At 42.4% G+C, this 16982-nt stretch carries 17 protein-coding genes; 11 read left to right on the top strand and 6 right to left on the bottom strand.

The genetic code is table 11. The annotated features are described in order from the left end of the window. Positions 1-14 precede the first annotated feature (14 nt). The 4 genes from FJN11_RS09245 (at position 15) to pepC (ending at position 3888) form a co-directional block, all read left to right on the top strand. A complete protein-coding gene (locus tag FJN11_RS09245; protein ID WP_140224542.1) occupies positions 15-1256 on the top strand; it encodes an aminopeptidase in 1242 nt (413 codons plus the stop codon). 9 nt (positions 1257-1265) lie between these two features. After that, entirely contained in the window at positions 1266-1496 is a 231-nt protein-coding gene (locus FJN11_RS09240; RefSeq protein WP_000901572.1) for a GlsB/YeaQ/YmgE family stress response membrane protein, read from the top strand. Between the two features lie 223 nt (positions 1497-1719). Then, positions 1720-2442, top strand: coding sequence for a pseudouridine synthase (locus FJN11_RS09235; RefSeq protein ID WP_140224540.1), 723 nt, complete (start codon positions 1720-1722; stop codon positions 2440-2442). Positions 2443-2553: 111 nt separating this feature from the next. After that, entirely contained in the window at positions 2554-3888 is a 1335-nt protein-coding gene (pepC, locus tag FJN11_RS09225) for an aminopeptidase C (protein ID WP_140224537.1), read from the top strand. Between the two features lie 54 nt (positions 3889-3942). On the opposite strand, the gene FJN11_RS09220 is transcribed toward pepC, so the two are convergent. From FJN11_RS09220 to FJN11_RS09200, 5 genes are all read right to left on the bottom strand, one after another. Then, on the bottom strand, positions 3943-4854 hold the full coding sequence (locus tag FJN11_RS09220) for a PTS system mannose/fructose/sorbose family transporter subunit IID (RefSeq protein ID WP_140224536.1): 912 nt from the start codon (positions 4852-4854) through the stop codon (positions 3943-3945). Positions 4855-4868: 14 nt separating this feature from the next. Beyond that, positions 4869-5681, bottom strand: a complete 813-nt coding sequence (locus FJN11_RS09215) for a PTS mannose/fructose/sorbose transporter subunit IIC (RefSeq protein WP_001280328.1) — start codon at positions 5679-5681, stop codon at positions 4869-4871. Between the two features lie 76 nt (positions 5682-5757). Then, positions 5758-6747, bottom strand: a complete 990-nt coding sequence (locus FJN11_RS09210) for a PTS sugar transporter subunit IIB (RefSeq protein ID WP_140224534.1) — start codon at positions 6745-6747, stop codon at positions 5758-5760. A 233-nt stretch (positions 6748-6980) separates the two neighbouring features. Then, the gene (gene adhP / locus FJN11_RS09205; protein WP_140224532.1) at positions 6981-8000 is read right to left on the bottom strand and encodes an alcohol dehydrogenase AdhP; all 1020 of its coding nucleotides are present in this window, start codon (positions 7998-8000) and stop codon (positions 6981-6983) included. Positions 8001-8223: 223 nt separating this feature from the next. Then, the gene (locus FJN11_RS09200) at positions 8224-9036 is read right to left on the bottom strand and encodes a Cof-type HAD-IIB family hydrolase (protein ID WP_140224530.1); all 813 of its coding nucleotides are present in this window, start codon (positions 9034-9036) and stop codon (positions 8224-8226) included. A 189-nt stretch (positions 9037-9225) separates the two neighbouring features. Between FJN11_RS09200 and FJN11_RS09195 the strand changes: the two genes are divergently transcribed. The 6 genes from FJN11_RS09195 (at position 9226) to folB (ending at position 15192) form a co-directional block, all read left to right on the top strand. Then, positions 9226-10644 (top strand): NCS2 family permease, encoded by a 1419-nt coding sequence (locus FJN11_RS09195; RefSeq protein ID WP_140224528.1) that lies wholly within the window; start codon positions 9226-9228, stop codon positions 10642-10644. Positions 10645-10696: 52 nt separating this feature from the next. Then, entirely contained in the window at positions 10697-11404 is a 708-nt protein-coding gene (locus tag FJN11_RS09190; RefSeq protein ID WP_181146413.1) for a CPBP family intramembrane glutamic endopeptidase, read from the top strand. Between the two features lie 93 nt (positions 11405-11497). Then, on the top strand, positions 11498-12478 hold the full coding sequence (gene folP / locus FJN11_RS09185; protein WP_181146412.1) for a dihydropteroate synthase: 981 nt from the start codon (positions 11498-11500) through the stop codon (positions 12476-12478). Between the two features lies 1 nt (position 12479). After that, positions 12480-13790 carry a bifunctional folylpolyglutamate synthase/dihydrofolate synthase gene (locus FJN11_RS09180; protein ID WP_140224523.1) on the top strand — a complete coding sequence of 437 codons (1311 nt, stop codon included), beginning with the start codon at positions 12480-12482 and terminating at the stop codon, positions 13788-13790. Next, complete coding sequence (folE, locus tag FJN11_RS09175) at positions 13783-14337, top strand: GTP cyclohydrolase I FolE (RefSeq protein ID WP_140224522.1); 555 nt, start codon at positions 13783-13785, stop codon at positions 14335-14337. Before FJN11_RS09180 ends, folE begins: the two co-directional genes overlap by 8 nt. 42 nt (positions 14338-14379) lie before the next feature. Beyond that, positions 14380-15192, top strand: coding sequence for a dihydroneopterin aldolase (gene folB / locus FJN11_RS09170; RefSeq protein WP_140224520.1), 813 nt, complete (start codon positions 14380-14382; stop codon positions 15190-15192). A gap of 160 nt (positions 15193-15352) precedes the next feature. On the opposite strand, the gene FJN11_RS09165 is transcribed toward folB, so the two are convergent. After that, positions 15353-15670: a DUF960 domain-containing protein gene (locus FJN11_RS09165; RefSeq protein ID WP_000886037.1), complete on the bottom strand. Its 318-nt coding sequence runs from the start codon at positions 15668-15670 to the stop codon at positions 15353-15355. Positions 15671-15906: 236 nt separating this feature from the next. Between FJN11_RS09165 and ccpA the strand changes: the two genes are divergently transcribed. Continuing rightward, entirely contained in the window at positions 15907-16917 is a 1011-nt protein-coding gene (gene ccpA, locus FJN11_RS09160) for a catabolite control protein A (protein ID WP_001090628.1), read from the top strand. Positions 16918-16982 lie beyond the last annotated feature (65 nt).

Here is a 16982-nt window from a genome sequence, read left to right as displayed (position 1 = left end):
AAAGAGAAAATTACATGGTTTTACCAAATTTTAAAGAAAATCTAGAAAAATATGCGAAATTGTTGGTTGCAAATGGAATCAACGTGCAACCTGGTCATACTTTGGCGCTTTCTATCGATGTGGAGCAACGCGAGTTGGCGCATTTGATCGTGAAAGAAGCCTATGCTTTGGGTGCACATGAGGTTATCGTTCAGTGGACAGACGATGTCATTAACCGTGAGAAATTCCTCCATGCGCCGATGGAGCGTTTGGACAATGTGCCAGAATACAAGATTGCTGAGATGAACTATCTTTTAGAGAACAAAGCTAGCCGTCTTGGGGTTCGTTCATCTGATCCAGGTGCCTTGAACGGAGTGGATGCTGCCAAGCTTTCAGCTTCTGCCAAAGCTATGGGACTTGCTATGAAGCCAATGCGTATCGCAACTCAATCCAACAAGGTTAGTTGGACTGTAGCAGCCGCTGCTGGACTTGAGTGGGCTAAGAAAGTCTTTCCAAATGCTGCGAGCGACGAAGAAGCAGTCGATCTCCTTTGGGACCAAATTTTCAAAACTTGCCGTGTCTACGAAGCAGATCCTGTTAAGGCTTGGGAAGAGCATGCAGCTATCCTCAAGAGCAAGGCCGATATGCTTAATAAAGAGCAATTTTCAGCCCTTCACTACACAGCTCCAGGGACCGATTTGACCCTTGGTTTGCCGAAAAACCATATTTGGGAATCAGCTGGTGCTATCAATGCACAGGGCGAAGGATTCTTGCCAAATATGCCGACAGAGGAAGTCTTCACAGCGCCTGACTTCCGTCGTGCAGATGGTTATGTAACTTCTACAAAACCGCTTAGCTATAACGGAAATATCATTGAAGGTATTAAGGTAACCTTTAAGGATGGACAAGTCGTAGATATCACTGCTGAGAAGGGTGATCAGGTCATGAAAGACCTTGTCTTTGAAAATGCGGGTGCGCGTGCCTTAGGTGAATGTGCCTTGGTACCAGATCCAAGCCCAATTTCTCAGTCAGGCATTACCTTCTTTAACACCCTTTTCGATGAAAATGCGTCAAATCACTTGGCTATTGGTGCAGCCTATGCAACTAGCGTTGTTGGTGGAGCGGAGATGAGCGAAGAGGAGCTTGAAGCTGCGGGGCTTAACCGTTCAGATGTTCACGTAGACTTTATGATTGGTTCTAACCAAATGGATATCGATGGTATCCGTGAGGATGGGACATGTGTACCACTCTTCCGTAACGGAGATTGGGCAAATTAAGGAGATAATATGTTAGGAAGTATGTTCGTTGGTCTCCTAGTGGGATTTTTAGCAGGTACTCTAACCAATCGTGGAGAACGCATGGGATGTTTTGGAAAAATGTTTCTCGGATGGATTGGTGCCTTTATAGGCCATTTGCTTTTTGGGACTTGGGGACCGATAATAGCAGGAACTGCCATTATTCCGGCAGTACTAGGTTCCATGATTGTCTTAGCGATTTTCTGGAGACGAGGAAGTTAATTTCTTAAATCTGATACTCAATGAAAATCAAAGAGCAAACTAGGAAACTAACCGCAGATTGCTCAAATCACTGTTTTGAGGTTGTAGATAGAACTGACGAAGTCAGTAACATATATACGGCAAGGCAACGTTGACGCGGTTTGAAGAGATTTTTGAAGAGTATGAAACGAAAAGGAGGTCGGTCATTGAGCCAGCCTCCTTTTGAGTGTGATATAATAGGTCTATGAGATTAGATAAATTTTTAGTTGCCTGTGCTGTAGGAAGTCGGACAGAGGTCAAAAACTTGCTCAAGGCTGGGCGCGTAACGGTAAATGGTAAAAAAGAAAAATCAGCAAAACTGCAAATAAATGAAGAACGAGATGAGATTCGCTTTGATGGGCAAGTGCTGGAGTATGAAGAGTTTGTCTATTACATGATGAACAAGCCTCAAGGTGTTATTTCAGCGACTGAGGATCCCAATCACAGAACCGTTCTGGACTTGTTGGATGACTTGGCGCGGAGCAAGGAAGTTTTCCCAGTAGGACGCTTGGATATTGATACACATGGTCTTCTACTCTTGACCAATGACGGCAAGCTTGCCCATGCTCTTCTTTCACCCAAGCGTCATGTGGATAAGACTTATATAGCTCAGGTTAAGGGAATTATGACCCAAGAAGACGTGGAGACATTTGCCAAGGGAATTCCTCTCAAAGACTTTACTTGTCAGCCTGCTAGACTGGAGCTTGTGTCGGTAGATTCAGAAAAGAATCAGAGTCAAATCCGTGTGACTATTGCAGAAGGGAAGTTCCATCAGGTCAAGCGTATGGTGGCATACTGTGGCAAGGAAGTAGTGGACCTACAGCGTTTGACTATGGGAACTCTAGTATTGGATGAGAACTTGCAGCGAGGAGAATGGCGTCGCTTGACCAAGGAAGAATTAGAGGTTCTCCTTGCAAGTATTGCTTAGTTTGGTTTATATCCGAAAAAGGTGAGGGAGAAAGTCTTTGCCTTTTATGTTTTTCAGTTGCTTCCTTTGTGAAAAGCGTTATAATAGACTGTAGAATAAAAGGAGGAATCTATGAACGCGATTCAAGAATCATTTACTGATAAACTATTTGCTAACTATGAAGCAAATGTCAAATACCAAGCGATTGAAAATGCTGCCAGCCACAACGGAATTTTTGCAGCCCTTGAGCGTCGCCAAAGCCATGTGGACAATACACCTGTTTTCTCATTGGATTTGACCAAGGACAAGGTAACTAACCAGAAAGCATCTGGTCGTTGTTGGATGTTTGCAGCTCTCAACACCTTCCGCCACAAACTCATCTCGCAATACAAACTGGAGAATTTTGAGTTGTCACAGGCCCACACCTTCTTCTGGGACAAGTATGAGAAATCAAACTGGTTCTTGGAGCAAGTCATTGCGACTGCAGACCAAGACTTGACGAGCCGCAAGGTTAAATTCCTACTTCAAACACCACAACAAGACGGTGGTCAGTGGGATATGGTCGTTTCTCTCTTTGAGAAATACGGTGTCGTGCCTAAGTCAGTTTACCCTGAGTCTGTTTCATCTAGTAGCAGCCGTGAACTAAATGCCATTCTCAACAAATTGCTTCGTCAAGATGCTCAAATTTTGCGTGACTTGCTTGCTTCTGGCGCAGACCAAGCGACTGTCCAAGCTAAGAAAGAAGACCTCTTGCAAGAAATCTTTAACTTCCTTGCCATGTCACTAGGCCTTCCACCACGTAAATTTGACTTTGCTTATCGCGATAAGGATAACAACTACCAAAGCGAAAAGGGCATTACACCACAAGAGTTTTACAAGAAATATGTCAATCTTCCGCTAGAAGACTATGTTTCTGTTATCAACGCACCAACTGCTGACAAGCCTTACGGCCAATCTTACACAGTTGAGATGTTGGGAAATGTGGTTGGTAGCCGTGCAGTTCGCTACATCAACGTACCGATGGAGCGCTTGAAAGAATTGGCGATTGCTCAAATGCAAGCAGGAGAGACTGTTTGGTTTGGTTCAGATGTCGGTCAGCTCAGCAACCGCAAAGCTGGAATCCTTGCGACAGATGTTTATGACTTCGAATCAAGCATGGATATTCAACTCACTCAAGACAAGGCTGGACGTTTGGACTACAGCGAAAGCTTAATGACCCACGCTATGGTCTTGACAGGTGTTGATTTGGACGAAAATGGGAAGTCAACCAAGTGGAAGGTTGAAAACTCATGGGGAGACAAGGTCGGTACAGATGGTTACTTTGTTGCCTCAGACGCTTGGATGGACGAATACACATACCAAATCGTTGTCCGTAAGGAATTGCTGACAGCAGAAGAACAAGCTGCCTATGAAGCAGAACCAATCGTACTCGCACCATGGGATCCAATGGGAGCCTTGGCAAAATAAAAGGATAGAAAAAAGGAATCAGGTTTAGAACCTGGTTCCTTTTGAGTTTCTTGATTACATGATACCGAAGAAACGAGCTGCGATACCTACTGCAAAGAGTGCAAGGATGATTGAGATTGGTGATACTTTTTTCTTAAGCAACCACATGCAAAGGAAAGTAAGGAGAAGTCCCATCAATCCTGGAATCAATGAGTTCAACTGACCTTGAAGGGTTTGTGGTTGAATCTTATCTAGGCTCAATCCCCCAAGTGCTTGACCAAGGATACCTTTCAATTCAGCACCTGATACAGAACCTTCTGGGAAGTTGATGTAGGCACCTTCAGCCAATTGTTTACCAGGAAGGTTAACTGTGAAGTTGATAGATACCCAACGTTGTACAAGAACGGCAAGGATGAACATACCAAGGATAGAAGCACCTTTAGTGATGTCTTTCAAGATACCACCAGACATGTCTTTAGTGATTTCAGATCCAGCTTTGTAACCAAATTCTTGTGTGTACCATAGGAAGGCCATACGGATCGCATTCCATCCGAAGAAGAAGAGAAGTGGACCAACTAAGTTACCAGATGCAGCAAGTGATGCACCAAGAGCTCCAAGGATAGGACGAACTGTAAACCAGAATACTGGGTCACCGATACCAGCAAGAGGTCCCATCATACCGATTTTAACCCCTTGGATAGCAGCGTCGTCGATTTCAACACCGTTCGCACGTTCTTCTTCAAGTGCAAGAGTAACTCCCATGATTGGAGCAGCTACGTATGGGTGAGTGTTGAAGAACTCAAGGTGACGCTCAAGAGCAGCAGCTTGGTCTTCTTTAGTAGTGTACAATTTTTTGATAGCTGGGATCAATGAGTAAGCCCAACCCAAGTTTTGCATACGCTCGTAGTTCCAAGAACCTTGAAGGAATTGTGAACGCCACCAAACCTTTTTACGATCTGATTTTGATAATTGAAGTTTTTCAGTCATGATTGTTCCCCTTTCTAGTAGTCTTCTAGGATATCACCGATTGGGTCGTTAGAAGTCGCAGCTCCGCCGCCACCGTTACCACCTTGTTTTGAAAGGTTAAGGTAGATGAAGGCAAGGGCAACACCGACTACACCAAGGGCAATCAAAGTCAATTGAGAGATGGCAGCAAAGGCAAAACCGATTGCGAAGAATGGCCATACTTCACGAGTTGCCATCATGTTGATAACCATAGCGTAACCAACGGCAACGACCATAGCACCACCGACAGCCATACCACCGTTCAACCAGTCTGGCATCAATTTAAGAGCATCTTGAACGGCAGAAGCTGGGATAGCGATAAGGAAGGCTGCAGGGATAGCAATACGAAGACCTTGAAGAAGAAGTGCGATAAAGTGAGCACGTTCAACAGCCGCAATATTTCCTTCTTTAGCGGCAGCATCGGCAGTGTGAACCAAACCAACTGAGATTGTACGAACAATCATTGTCAAGAAAAGTCCAGCTACGGCAAGAGGGATAGCTGTTGCTGTTGCAACGGCGATACCTTCAGTAGTAAAGTTACCACCTTTGATCAAGATGATGGCTGCGGCAACAGATGCAAGAGCAGCGTCAGGAGCTACGGCAGCTCCGATGTTTGCCCAACCAAGGGCGATCATTTGAAGTGATCCACCAAGCATAACACCTGCTTCAAGGTTACCAGTTGCAAGTCCGATAAGGGTACATGCGACGATTGGTTGATGGAATTGGAATTGGTCGAGGATACCTTCAAGACCTGCAAGGAAGGCAACAACTACAACCAAGACAGCAGAAATAATTGAAATATCTGACATGGTTTTATTCCTTTTCTATTTAATGATAATAAAGTGAAAAATTTTCTTAGAATTCTTCTATAGTTATTGATGTCTATTATTGAACGTTGGCTTTGCTGATCAAGTCAAACAAATCTTTTTTGGTGTCATTTGGTACTTTACGTACGTCAAATTCAACACCGAGGTCACGCATTTTTTCAAATGTAGCAACGTCATCTTTGTCCATAGACAAAACGTTGTTAACCATTGTTTTACCTGTTGAGTGAGCCATTGATCCTACGTTAAGGGTCTTGATTGGCACGCCACCTTCGATTGCACGAAGGGCATCTTGAGGTGTTTCAAACAAGATAAGGGCATGTGTTTCTCCAAAGCGTGGGTCTTTTGAAACCTCGATCAATTTTTGAATTGGAACCACATTGGCTCTGACATTATTTGGAGCTGCTTGTTTAATCAATTCTTTACGAAGGTCATCGTTGGCTACGTTATCTGAAGCAACGATAATACGGTCTGCTTTTGAATCTGGAGTCCAAGCAGTGGCAACCTGACCGTGAAGTAAACGAGTGTCTAGACGGGCGAGGTTAATCTTGAGTTTTCCATCTCCGATAACAGTTCCTTCTGGTATAGCAGCTTGGGCTACAGGAGCAGCTGCAGCAGTTGCAACTTCTTCAGCTGGATTGAGCTCTTCTGGAAGAGCTTTGATGCCATCTTTGGCTTCTTTAATGATATTCGCAGCAACTTTTTCTACACCTGCAGCAGCGTCCATCAGGCGCTCTGTGTAGGCTTGAATCAACATCGGTAAGTTAAGTCCTGTGATGATGGCAAACTTACGCTCAGGACTTTCTCCCATCACGCGACTAGCTTGGTTAAATGGAGATCCACTCCAAAGGTCAGCCAAAACTAGAACCTCATCTTCTGCGTCAAATGCAGCAACAGCGTTATTAAACTTAGCGTATAAATCATCAGGACCTTCATTTGGCATAAAGGTTACAACTTGAACCTTTTCTTGTTCACCAAAGATCATAGATCCTGACTGATGAATACCCGCAGCAAATTCGCCGTGGCTCGCAATAATGATTCCGATACTCATTATTGTCATTCCTCACTTTTTGTTTTAGTTTTCGTTTAAGAAAACTTTAATACTTTTTAAGTATAAACCGTTTTCATATAAAAAGCAACTATTTAACATAAAAAAGGAAAAAGGTTTTCTTTGCAAATGTTGACATATTAAGTTTTTTAGAGGTAATCTTGAATCCCTATTTAAAAATTTAATATAAAAAAGTTGGAAGCGTATTCCAACTTTTAAAATAGGTTTTTATTAGATTAGTGGGTGAAGTCGAGTACCATACGTCCTTGGATTTGACCTTTTTCCATTTCGTCAAAAATGGCTACGGCATCTTCGACTGGGCGTTTTTGAACAACTGGAACTACTAAACCTTCTGCACCGAATTGGAAGGCTTCTTCCAAGTCTTTACGAGTTCCTACAAGAGAACCGATGACTTGGATTCCATCTAGAACGGTTTTCACGATGCTGAGTTCCATCATTTCAGAAGGAAGGCCGACAGCGACAACGCGACCACCAGCACGAACTGAGTCAACAGCCTGGTTGAAGGCAACTTTAGATACAGCAGTTACGACAGCTGAATGAGCTCCTCCATCAGTTTTTTCCCTGATGAGTCCTGGTACATCTTCAACTTCGAGGCCGTTAATCACGATGTCAGCACCTACTTCTTTTGCAAGGGCAAGTTTGTCGTTATTGATATCAACTGCGATGACATGAGCATTGAATACTTTTTTAGCGTATTGAACAGCTAGGTTACCAAGTCCACCAGCGCCGTAAAGAACAACCCATTGGCCTGGTTCAACTTTGGCTTCTTTAATAGCTTTATAGGTTGTTACACCAGCACATGTGATAGAAGAGGCTTGGGCTGGATCAAGTCCGTCAGGAACTTTAACAGCATAGTCTGCAGTTACGATACATTGTTCAGCCATACCACCGTCTACGGAGTAGCCAGCATTTTTCACTGTACGGCAAAGAGTTTCACGGCCAGTAGTACAGTATTCGCAAGTGCCACATCCTTCAAAGAACCAAGCAACGCTGACGCGGTCACCGACTTTAAGGCTTTTCACATCTGGAGCAATTTCCTTAACGATACCAACACATTCATGTCCTAAAACACGTCCTGGTACCTGACCGAAGTCGCCATGGGCAACGTGAAGGTCAGTGTGGCAAACACCACAGTATTCAATTTCTACAAGTGCTTCTCCAGTTTCAAGTGGACGGAGTACTTTTTCTTCAACAGCAACACCAGTGCTTTCTGGATTTACAACAACAGCTTTCATAGCTATCCTCCTTGATTTAACTGAGAGCAGGAGAAACAGGACTGGATTGATTTTATGTCAACAGAGTCGAGTGTGACGAGCTCTCTTGTATTTATATGTGAAGTATATCACAAAAGAAAGCCTTTTCCAAGGTTTTGGAGGCAAAAAGTAGAACAATCGATTAACCGGTTGATGAGACTGTGAAAAGAGCACAAAGACCAGCTCGAAAGCTGGTCAGTATGGGCTATAAGAATAAGTCTTGCAGGGTTTTGGCAACCCCGTCTTGGTCATTTGTCAAGGAAATTTGCTCATCTGCATAAGGGAGTAGCTCTGGGTTGGCATTTTTCATGGCATAACCTTTCCCAGCAAAAGCGAGCATTTCGGTATCATTGTGCTCATCTCCAAAAGCAATCAAATCTTTTTTGTCACGGTTCATTACCTTGAGCAAGTAGTCCAAAGCAAAGGCCTTGTTGACACCTTTTGGGGTACATTCAAGGATATTGAGCGGACCTCCCCAGGTATTAATAGAAAGTTGATGCTGGTAGAAGGTGTTCATTTCTTTTGCCAATGCATATTTGTCACTGGCTCTAGTCTGCAACAGAATGCAGTTAGGATCCTTGGTTACTAACTCTGGCTGAAATTGATCTTCAGGATGGAAAGATTCTACACCAAATAGTTTGGGATTGGCAATTTCTTCATTAGGATTTGTAATGTAGAATTTTTTACGATATTCTCCAGCGATAAAATCGGCTTGAATGTCCTCTGAACGTTGAACCATGTCTAAAAGATATTTTTTGTCTACCGTCAAACACTTTTCAAAATCCCAAACTTGGTCTGGCAAATGAGTGAGGGAGCCGTTGAAATTAATCATAGGAGTGTCTAAGCCTAGTTCGCGGTAGAAATCTTTTGACATGCGGTAAGGGCGACCTGTCGTAATAATAACCTGATGGCCTTTTTCAGTAACTTTTTTAATGGTTTCTTTGGTAAAGTCAGAAATCTGACTGTCTGAGTTGAGCAGGGTTCCATCCAGGTCAACTGCAATAATTTTTTTCGTCATATAAACCTTTCTAGTGTCTTTCCAGATAAGATGTCTACTATTATAACAAAAAGCAGGCAGAAAAACAGATTCCAAACAAAAAATAAAATTGGCTCAATTTCTTAAATAAATCAAACAAAGATATTGAAAAAGTGAATGATAAGTGATATAATTCTATTATTGTTCGTAAAAATTAAAAGGAGATTGATAATGGACAAATTATTTAAACTAAAAGAGAACGGTACAGACGTTCGTACAGAGGTTCTTGCTGGTTTAACAACTTTCTTTGCAATGAGTTATATTCTCTTTGTAAACCCACAAATTCTTTCGCAAACAGGAATGCCTGCTCAGGGTGTATTCCTCGCAACGATTATCGGTGCAGTTGCTGGTACCCTGATGATGGCCTTCTATGCTAACTTACCTTATGCCCAAGCACCAGGTATGGGTCTTAATGCCTTCTTTACCTTCACAGTCGTATTTGGACTTGGTTATTCTTGGCAAGAAGCCTTGGCTATGGTCTTCATCTGTGGGATTATCTCATTGATTATTACCTTGACAAATGTTCGTAAAATGATCATTGAATCGATTCCAAATGCCCTTCGCTCAGCTATTTCAGCTGGTATCGGTGTTTTCCTTGCCTACGTGGGAATTAAGAATGCTGGACTTTTGAAATTTACGATTGATCCAGGCAACTATACTGTTGTAGGAGAAGGGGCAGACAAAGCTCAAGCAACGATTGCAGCAAACTCTTCAGCAGTTCCAGGATTGGTCAGCTTTAATAATCCAGCTGTTTTGGTGGCTCTTGCAGGACTTGCCATTACTATTTTCTTTGTTATCAAAGGAATTAAAGGGGGAATTATTCTCTCTATCTTGACAACAACTGTTCTTGCTATTGCAGTTGGTTTGGTAGATTTGTCTAGTATCGATTTTGCTAATAACCATGTTGGTGCAGCCTTTGAAGACTTGAAGAAAGTCTTTGGTGCAGCTCTTGGTTCAGAAGGTTTGGGAGCTTTGATTTCAGATACAGCTCGCTTACCTGAAACTCTTATGGCCATTCTTGCCTTCTCGTTGACAGATATTTTTGACACAATTGGTACCTTGATTGGTACGGGTGAAAAAGTTGGTATCGTAGCAACAAACGGTGAAAATCATCAATCAGCTAAGTTGGACAAGGCTCTTTATTCAGACTTGATTGGTACTTCAATTGGTGCCATCGCTGGTACTTCGAACGTAACGACTTATGTTGAGTCTGCTGCTGGTATCGGTGCAGGTGGACGTACTGGTTTGACAGCCTTGGTCGTGGCAATTTGTTTTGCGATCTCAAGCTTCTTTAGCCCACTGTTAGCTATCGTACCTTCATCTGCTACAGCTCCAATCTTGATTATTGTTGGAATTATGATGCTTGGTAGCTTGAAAAATATCCATTGGGACGATATGGCTGAAGCGGTTCCTGCTTTCTTCACATCTATCTTTATGGGATTCAGCTACTCTATCACTCAAGGGATTGCAGTTGGTTTCTTGACTTACACTTTGACTAAGCTTGTCAAAGGTCAAGCTAAAGATGTTCATGTCATGATTTGGATTTTGGATGCCTTATTTATCCTTAACTACATTAGCATGGCCTTATAATAGGATTACCCAGGGGGATTTTTCCCCTTTTTTAATACAAAGGAGATGGGTGATGAAAGAGAAAAGTATCTGGAAAGAATTATTGAATCGTGCAGGTTGGTTGTTAATCTTTTTGCTGGCGACAATTTTATATCAGATTCCTATAGGGGTTACTGCTATTTTAACTTTAAATGCAGTACCACTGTTACAGTCAGGACTGATAGTTGCTGGTATTTCAATTGTAGTGTTGGCACTATTTATTTTTGGAGCTCGTAAAACGCAATTAGCAAGTTTTAATTTTTCCTTTTTTAGAGCTAAGGATCTAGCACGTTTGGGCTTGAGTTATTTAGTTATTATCTGTTCAAATATACTTGGTTCCATCTTGTTGCAACTGTCAAATGAGACGACAACAGGGAACCAGTCTCAGATTAACGATATGGTTCAAAATAGTTCTTTGATTTCTAGCTTTTTCTTGCTAGCCTTGCTTGCTCCAATTTGTGAGGAAATCTTGTGCCGTGGGATTGTTCCTAAAAAGATTTTCCGAGGAAAAGAGAACTTGGGATTTGTAGTCGGTACGGTTGTGTTTGCTTTATTGCATCAACCAAGTAATTTACCTTCTTTATTGATTTATGGAGGTATGTCGATCGTTCTGTCTTGGACGGCTTACAAGACCCAACGTTTGGAAATGTCTATCTTGCTTCACATGATTGTGAATGGGGTTGCTTTCTGTTTGTTGGCTCTTGTGGTGATCATGAGTCGGACATTAGGGATTTCTGTTTAAGATTTTTGACAATTGCTTACATGTTTCTACTGGGAAAAAGATGAATGCAATCGTGTCCATCTTTTTCTTTTTATGGTAAAATAGAGAAATAATATGGTGAAAAGCCTTGAGGGAGTGACCGATATGTCAACTAAAGTAAATCATGCAAAGACAGCTATTTGCGGAATTATCAATGTAACCCCAGATTCCTTTTCGGATGGTGGTCAATTTTTTGCTCTTGAGCAGGCACTCCAGCAGGCTCGTAAATTGATAGCAGAAGGGGCTAGTATGCTAGATATCGGCGGAGAATCGACTCGGCCGGGAAGTGGAAGTAGCTATGTTGAGATAGAAGAGGAAATCCAGCGTGTTGTTCCAGTGATTAAAGCGATTCGCAAGGAAAGTGATGTCCTCATCTCTATTGATACTTGGAAGAGTCAGGTAGCAGAGGCTGCTTTGGCTGCTGGTGCCAATCTGGTCAATGATATCACTGGTCTCATGGGAGATGAGAAAATGGCCCATGTGATAGCTAAGGCTGGTGCGAAAGTGGTTATCATGTTTAATCCAGTCATGGCTCGACCTCAGCACCCTAGCTCGCTCATCTTCCCTCATTTTGGTTTTAATCAAGCTTTTACAGAGGAAGAGTTAGCTGACTTTGAAACATTGCCAATCGAAGACTTGATGGAGACTTTCTTTGAACGAGCACTAGCGAGCGCAAATCAAGCTGGGATTGCACAAGAAAATATCCTGTTGGACCCAGGAATTGGTTTTGGTCTGACCAAGAAAGAAAATCTCCTTCTTTTACGGGACTTGGATAAACTCCATCAGAAGGGCTATCCAATCTTTCTTGGAGTTTCGCGCAAGCGGTTTGTTATCAATATCCTAGAAGAGAATGGTTTTGAAGTCAATCCTGAGACAGAACTTGGTTTCCGCAATCGGGACACGGCTTCGGCTCATGTAACCAGTATTGCTGCGAGACAGGGTGTGGAAGTGGTGCGTGTGCATGACGTAGCCAGTCACAGGATGGCAGTTGAAATTGCCTCCGCCGTTCGTCTGGCTGATGAAGCGGAAAATTTAGATTTAAAACAATATAAATAAGATGAAAGAAATTGAAAACAATCAGTGGATTGTCAACTATCGGACCGATCAACCGCATTTTGGATTGGGACGAATGGTGGAACTGTTAGCTCTGCGTGGCAATCCCCATCTCAAACTCAAGGTTATCCATATCGGAGGGACCAATGGCAAGGGTTCGACCATTGCTTTTTTGAAAAATATGCTAGAAAATATGGGGCTGAGAGTTGGTGTTTTCAGCTCGCCCTATCTCATTCATTACACAGACCAGATTAGCATCAATGGGGAATCTATTCCAGAAGCAAGACTAGAAACCCTCATGGCAGACTATCAGACTTTGCTGGAAGGAGAAGCGGCTGCTAATTTGCAGAGAACAACCGAGTTTGAGATCATCACAGCTATAGCCTATGATTACTTTGCCTCTGAACAAGTAGATGTGGCTATCATGGAAGTGGGCATGGGTGGGCTCTTGGATAGCACCAATGTCTGCCAACCAATTTTGACAGGAATTACGACTATTGGATTAGATCATATAGCCCTACTTGGTGACAGCTTGGAAGCCATAGCAGAGCAGAAGGCAGGTATTATCAAACAAGGGATTCCTTTGGTAACAGGTCGCATTGCTCCAGAAGCGCTAGCTGTGATTGACCGCATTGCGGAAGGGAAAGATGCACTGAGATTTGCCTACGGGACAGATTATCATGTCAGTCACCAAGAGAGTGTGGTAACGGGTGAAGTCTTTGACTATACAAGTGCTGTCAGACAAGGTCGCTTCCAGACTGGCCTGCTTGGTTTGCACCAGATAGAGAATGCTGGGATGGCCATAGCTTTACTTGATACTTTTTGTCAAGAAGATGGTCGAGAGTTAGCAAGCAATCACTTGCTTGCTCAAGCCTTGGAAGAAACAAGTTGGCCAGGGCGTTTGGAAATCGTGTCAAGAGATCCCTTGATGATTTTGGATGGAGCCCACAATCCTCATGCTATTAAGGCTTTATTGGCAACCTTGCAAGAACGCTTTGCGGATTATCGTAAGGAAATCCTCTTTACTTGTATCAAAACCAAGGCCTTGGAGGATATGTTGGACTTGCTAGGGGCCATGCCAGATACCGAGCTTACTCTGACACATTTTGAAGATAGTCGGGCGACTGATGAAAACGTTCTGGAAGAGGCAGCTAAGTCTAGAAATCTCAGCTACCAAGGTTGGCAGGATTTTCTAGAGCAGAAATTGACAGATAAAAAAGAAGAGAAAAAAACAGTTTGGATTGTCACAGGTTCCTTGTATTTCTTGAGCCAAGTGAGAGCCTATCTGATGGAGAGGAAAAAAGAGAATGGATAAACAAAAGATTGAAGCAGCTGTAAAAATGATTATCGAGGCTGTCGGAGAGGACGCTAACCGCGAGGGCTTGCAGGAAACACCTGCTCGTGTGGCTCGTATGTACCAAGAGATTTTTTCAGGTCTTGGTCAAACAGCGGAGGAACATTTATCAAAATCCTTTGAGATTATTGATGATAATATGGTAGTAGAAAAGGATATCTTTTTCCATACCATGTGTGAGCACCACTTCTTGCCATTTTATGGTAAAGCGCAAATTGCCTACATTCCAGATGGCCGTGTGGCAGGTTTGTCTAAGCTAGCCCGTACGGTTGAAGTTTATTCGAAAAAACCACAAATTCAAGAACGTTTGAATATCGAAGTGGCCGATGCCTTGATGGAGTATCTAGGTGCTAAAGGAGCCTTTGTTGTCATTGAGGCGGAACATATGTGTATGAGCATGCGTGGTGTCAGAAAACCAGGTACTGCAACCTTGACGACAGTAGCTCGTGGTCTATTTGAAACAGATAAGGACCTCCGAGACCAGGCTTATCGTTTAATGGGACTATAAAAAGAATCCGCTTTGGGCGGATTTTTCTAGAAAGGAATCATTATGGATCAACTACAGATCAAGGATTTGGAAATTTTTGCCTATCATGGTCTTTTTCCTAGTGAGAAAGAATTGGGGCAGAAGTTTGTTATTTCCGCAATCCTATCCTATGATATGACCAAGGCGGCTACAGACTTGGATTTAACAGCCTCTGTCCATTACGGGGAATTGTGTCAGCAGTGGACGACTTGGTTTCAGGAAACGAGTGAGGATTTGATTGAAACGGTAGCTTATAAACTGGTGGAACGTACCTTTAAAGCCTATCCTCTTGTCCAAGAAATGAAGCTGGAACTGAAAAAACCTTGGGCGCCAGTGCATTTGCCACTAGATACTTGCTCGGTAACCATTCATCGCCGCAAGCAGAGGGCTTTTATCGCCCTAGGAAGCAATATGGGAGATAAACAAGTAAACTTGAAGCAAGCCATTGAGAAAATGCGAAATCGAGGTATCCATATTCTCAAAGAGTCCAGTGTCTTGACAACGGAGCCTTGGGGTGGTGTGGAGCAGGATAGCTTTGCTAATCAAGTGGTTGAGGTTGCAACCTGGTTGCCGGCCCCAGTTCTATTAGAGACCTTGTTAGCAATTGAGTCAGAGATGGGACGGGTGAGAGAAGTACATTGGGGACCTCGTTTGATTGATTTGGACTTGCTCTTTGTGGAGGACCAGATCCTTTATACAGATGACCTTATCTTGCCTCATCCTTACATAGCAGAACGTCTTTTTGTCCTTGAATCATTACAAGAACTTGCGCCTCATTTTATCCATCCTACCTTAAAGCAACCTATCCGCAACTTGTATGATGCTTTGAAAAAATAGAAAAAACTCTAGTTTTCAGTCACTTGCAACTGAAGGCTAGAGTTTTTATACTCTTCGAAAATCTCTTCAAACCACGTCAGCTTCAATCCACAACCTCAAAACAGTGTTTTGAGCAACCTGCGACTAGCTTCCTAGTTTGCTCTTTGATTTTCATTGAGTATTAAAATAGGTCATTTTCTTCTGGGAGGAGGATAGTTTCTCTACCGTCCATATCTAAAACCAGTACTCTCGGGGGATAAAGAGGGTCGAAAGGATGGTTAAAGTCAAAATCAATGGCTGTAGGGAGGTGTTGACTTGAAAAATGGAAGGTAATTTTTCCTTGGTTATTAAGCAATTGAAACTCGAGTTCTTCTTCCAATTCAAAGACATTTTTTAAGAAGTGGTCGATGATATACCAAAAAGAGTCAATGACATCATCAGGCAAGCTGGTGACAATGCCAAAACTAGCCGACCGCATCTGGGTATTGGTAAAAGCCATATTTCTGCCCCCTTTCTTTCCCTTATCATACAGCAAATAGGATTAAAAATCAAGAAAAGGTGATTTTTTCTTCATATACATAGCTTCCTATGAAATTTTTTCAAACAATCTTCAAAAAATGCTTGAAAGTGTTTACAAATAGTGATAAAATGGAATAAGTAGAATCATGAAAACGAAATTTTCATACCGTCTCTTTTTTTGGAGTCTCGTGAGGTATGATATAGAAAGGAAATGAAATGAATACAGACGATACAGTAACGATTTATGATGTCGCCCGTGAAGCAGGAGTTTCAATGGCGACGGTTAGCCGTGTAGTTAATGGCAATAAAAATGTAAAAGAGAATACTCGTAAAAAAGTGCTTGAGGTGATTGACCGTTTGGATTACCGTCCAAATGCCGTGGCGCGTGGTCTTGCAAGTAAAAAGACAACCACTGTCGGTGTCGTGATTCCAAATATTACCAATGGCTATTTCTCAACGCTTGCTAAAGGAATTGATGATATCGCTGAAATGTACAAGTATAATATCGTCCTTGCCAATAGTGATGAGGATGATGATAAGGAAGTTTCAGTGGTTAATACACTGTTTTCTAAGCAAGTGGATGGTATCATCTTTATGGGTTACCACTTGACTGAAAAAATTCGTTCAGAGTTTTCTCGTTCTCGGACCCCGGTTGTTCTTGCAGGGACAGTGGATGTAGAACATCAGCTTCCAAGTGTCAATATTGACTACAAACAAGCAACGATTGATGCAGTAACCTACCTTGCTAAAGAAAATGAGCGCATTGCTTTCGTTAGTGGTCCACTAGTGGATGACATCAATGGTAAGGTTCGTTTGGTTGGCTACAAGGAAGCCTTGAAAAAAGCAGGTATTTCTTATAGCGAAGGATTGGTATTTGAATCTAAATACACTTATGAAGATGGCTATGCCTTGGCAGAGCGTTTAATTTCATCAAATGCAACTGCAGCAGTTGTAACAGGTGATGAATTGGCAGCAGGTGTCTTGAACGGCCTTGCTGATAAGGGTGTGTCAGTACCAGAAGAATTTGAAATCATTACTAGTGATGATTCGCAAGTCTCACGCTTTACCCGTCCAAACTTGACAACTATTGCCCAACCTCTTTATGACCTTGGTGCCATTAGTATGCGTATGTTGACTAAGATTATGCACAAGGAAGAATTGGAAGAACGTGAAGTTCTCTTACCTCATGGTTTGACAGAACGTCGTTCAACACGAAAACGTAAATAGAAAAGGCTCTGTCACAACAAATGGTTGATTTTGACGAGAAATAGCGTATAATAATAGTAAGAAAC

This window comes from Streptococcus symci, assembly GCF_006385165.1.
Classification (GTDB): domain Bacteria; phylum Bacillota; class Bacilli; order Lactobacillales; family Streptococcaceae; genus Streptococcus; species Streptococcus symci.
The sequence above is the reverse complement of the archived record's forward strand: the minus strand, read 5'-3'. Positions and strand labels throughout refer to the sequence as shown.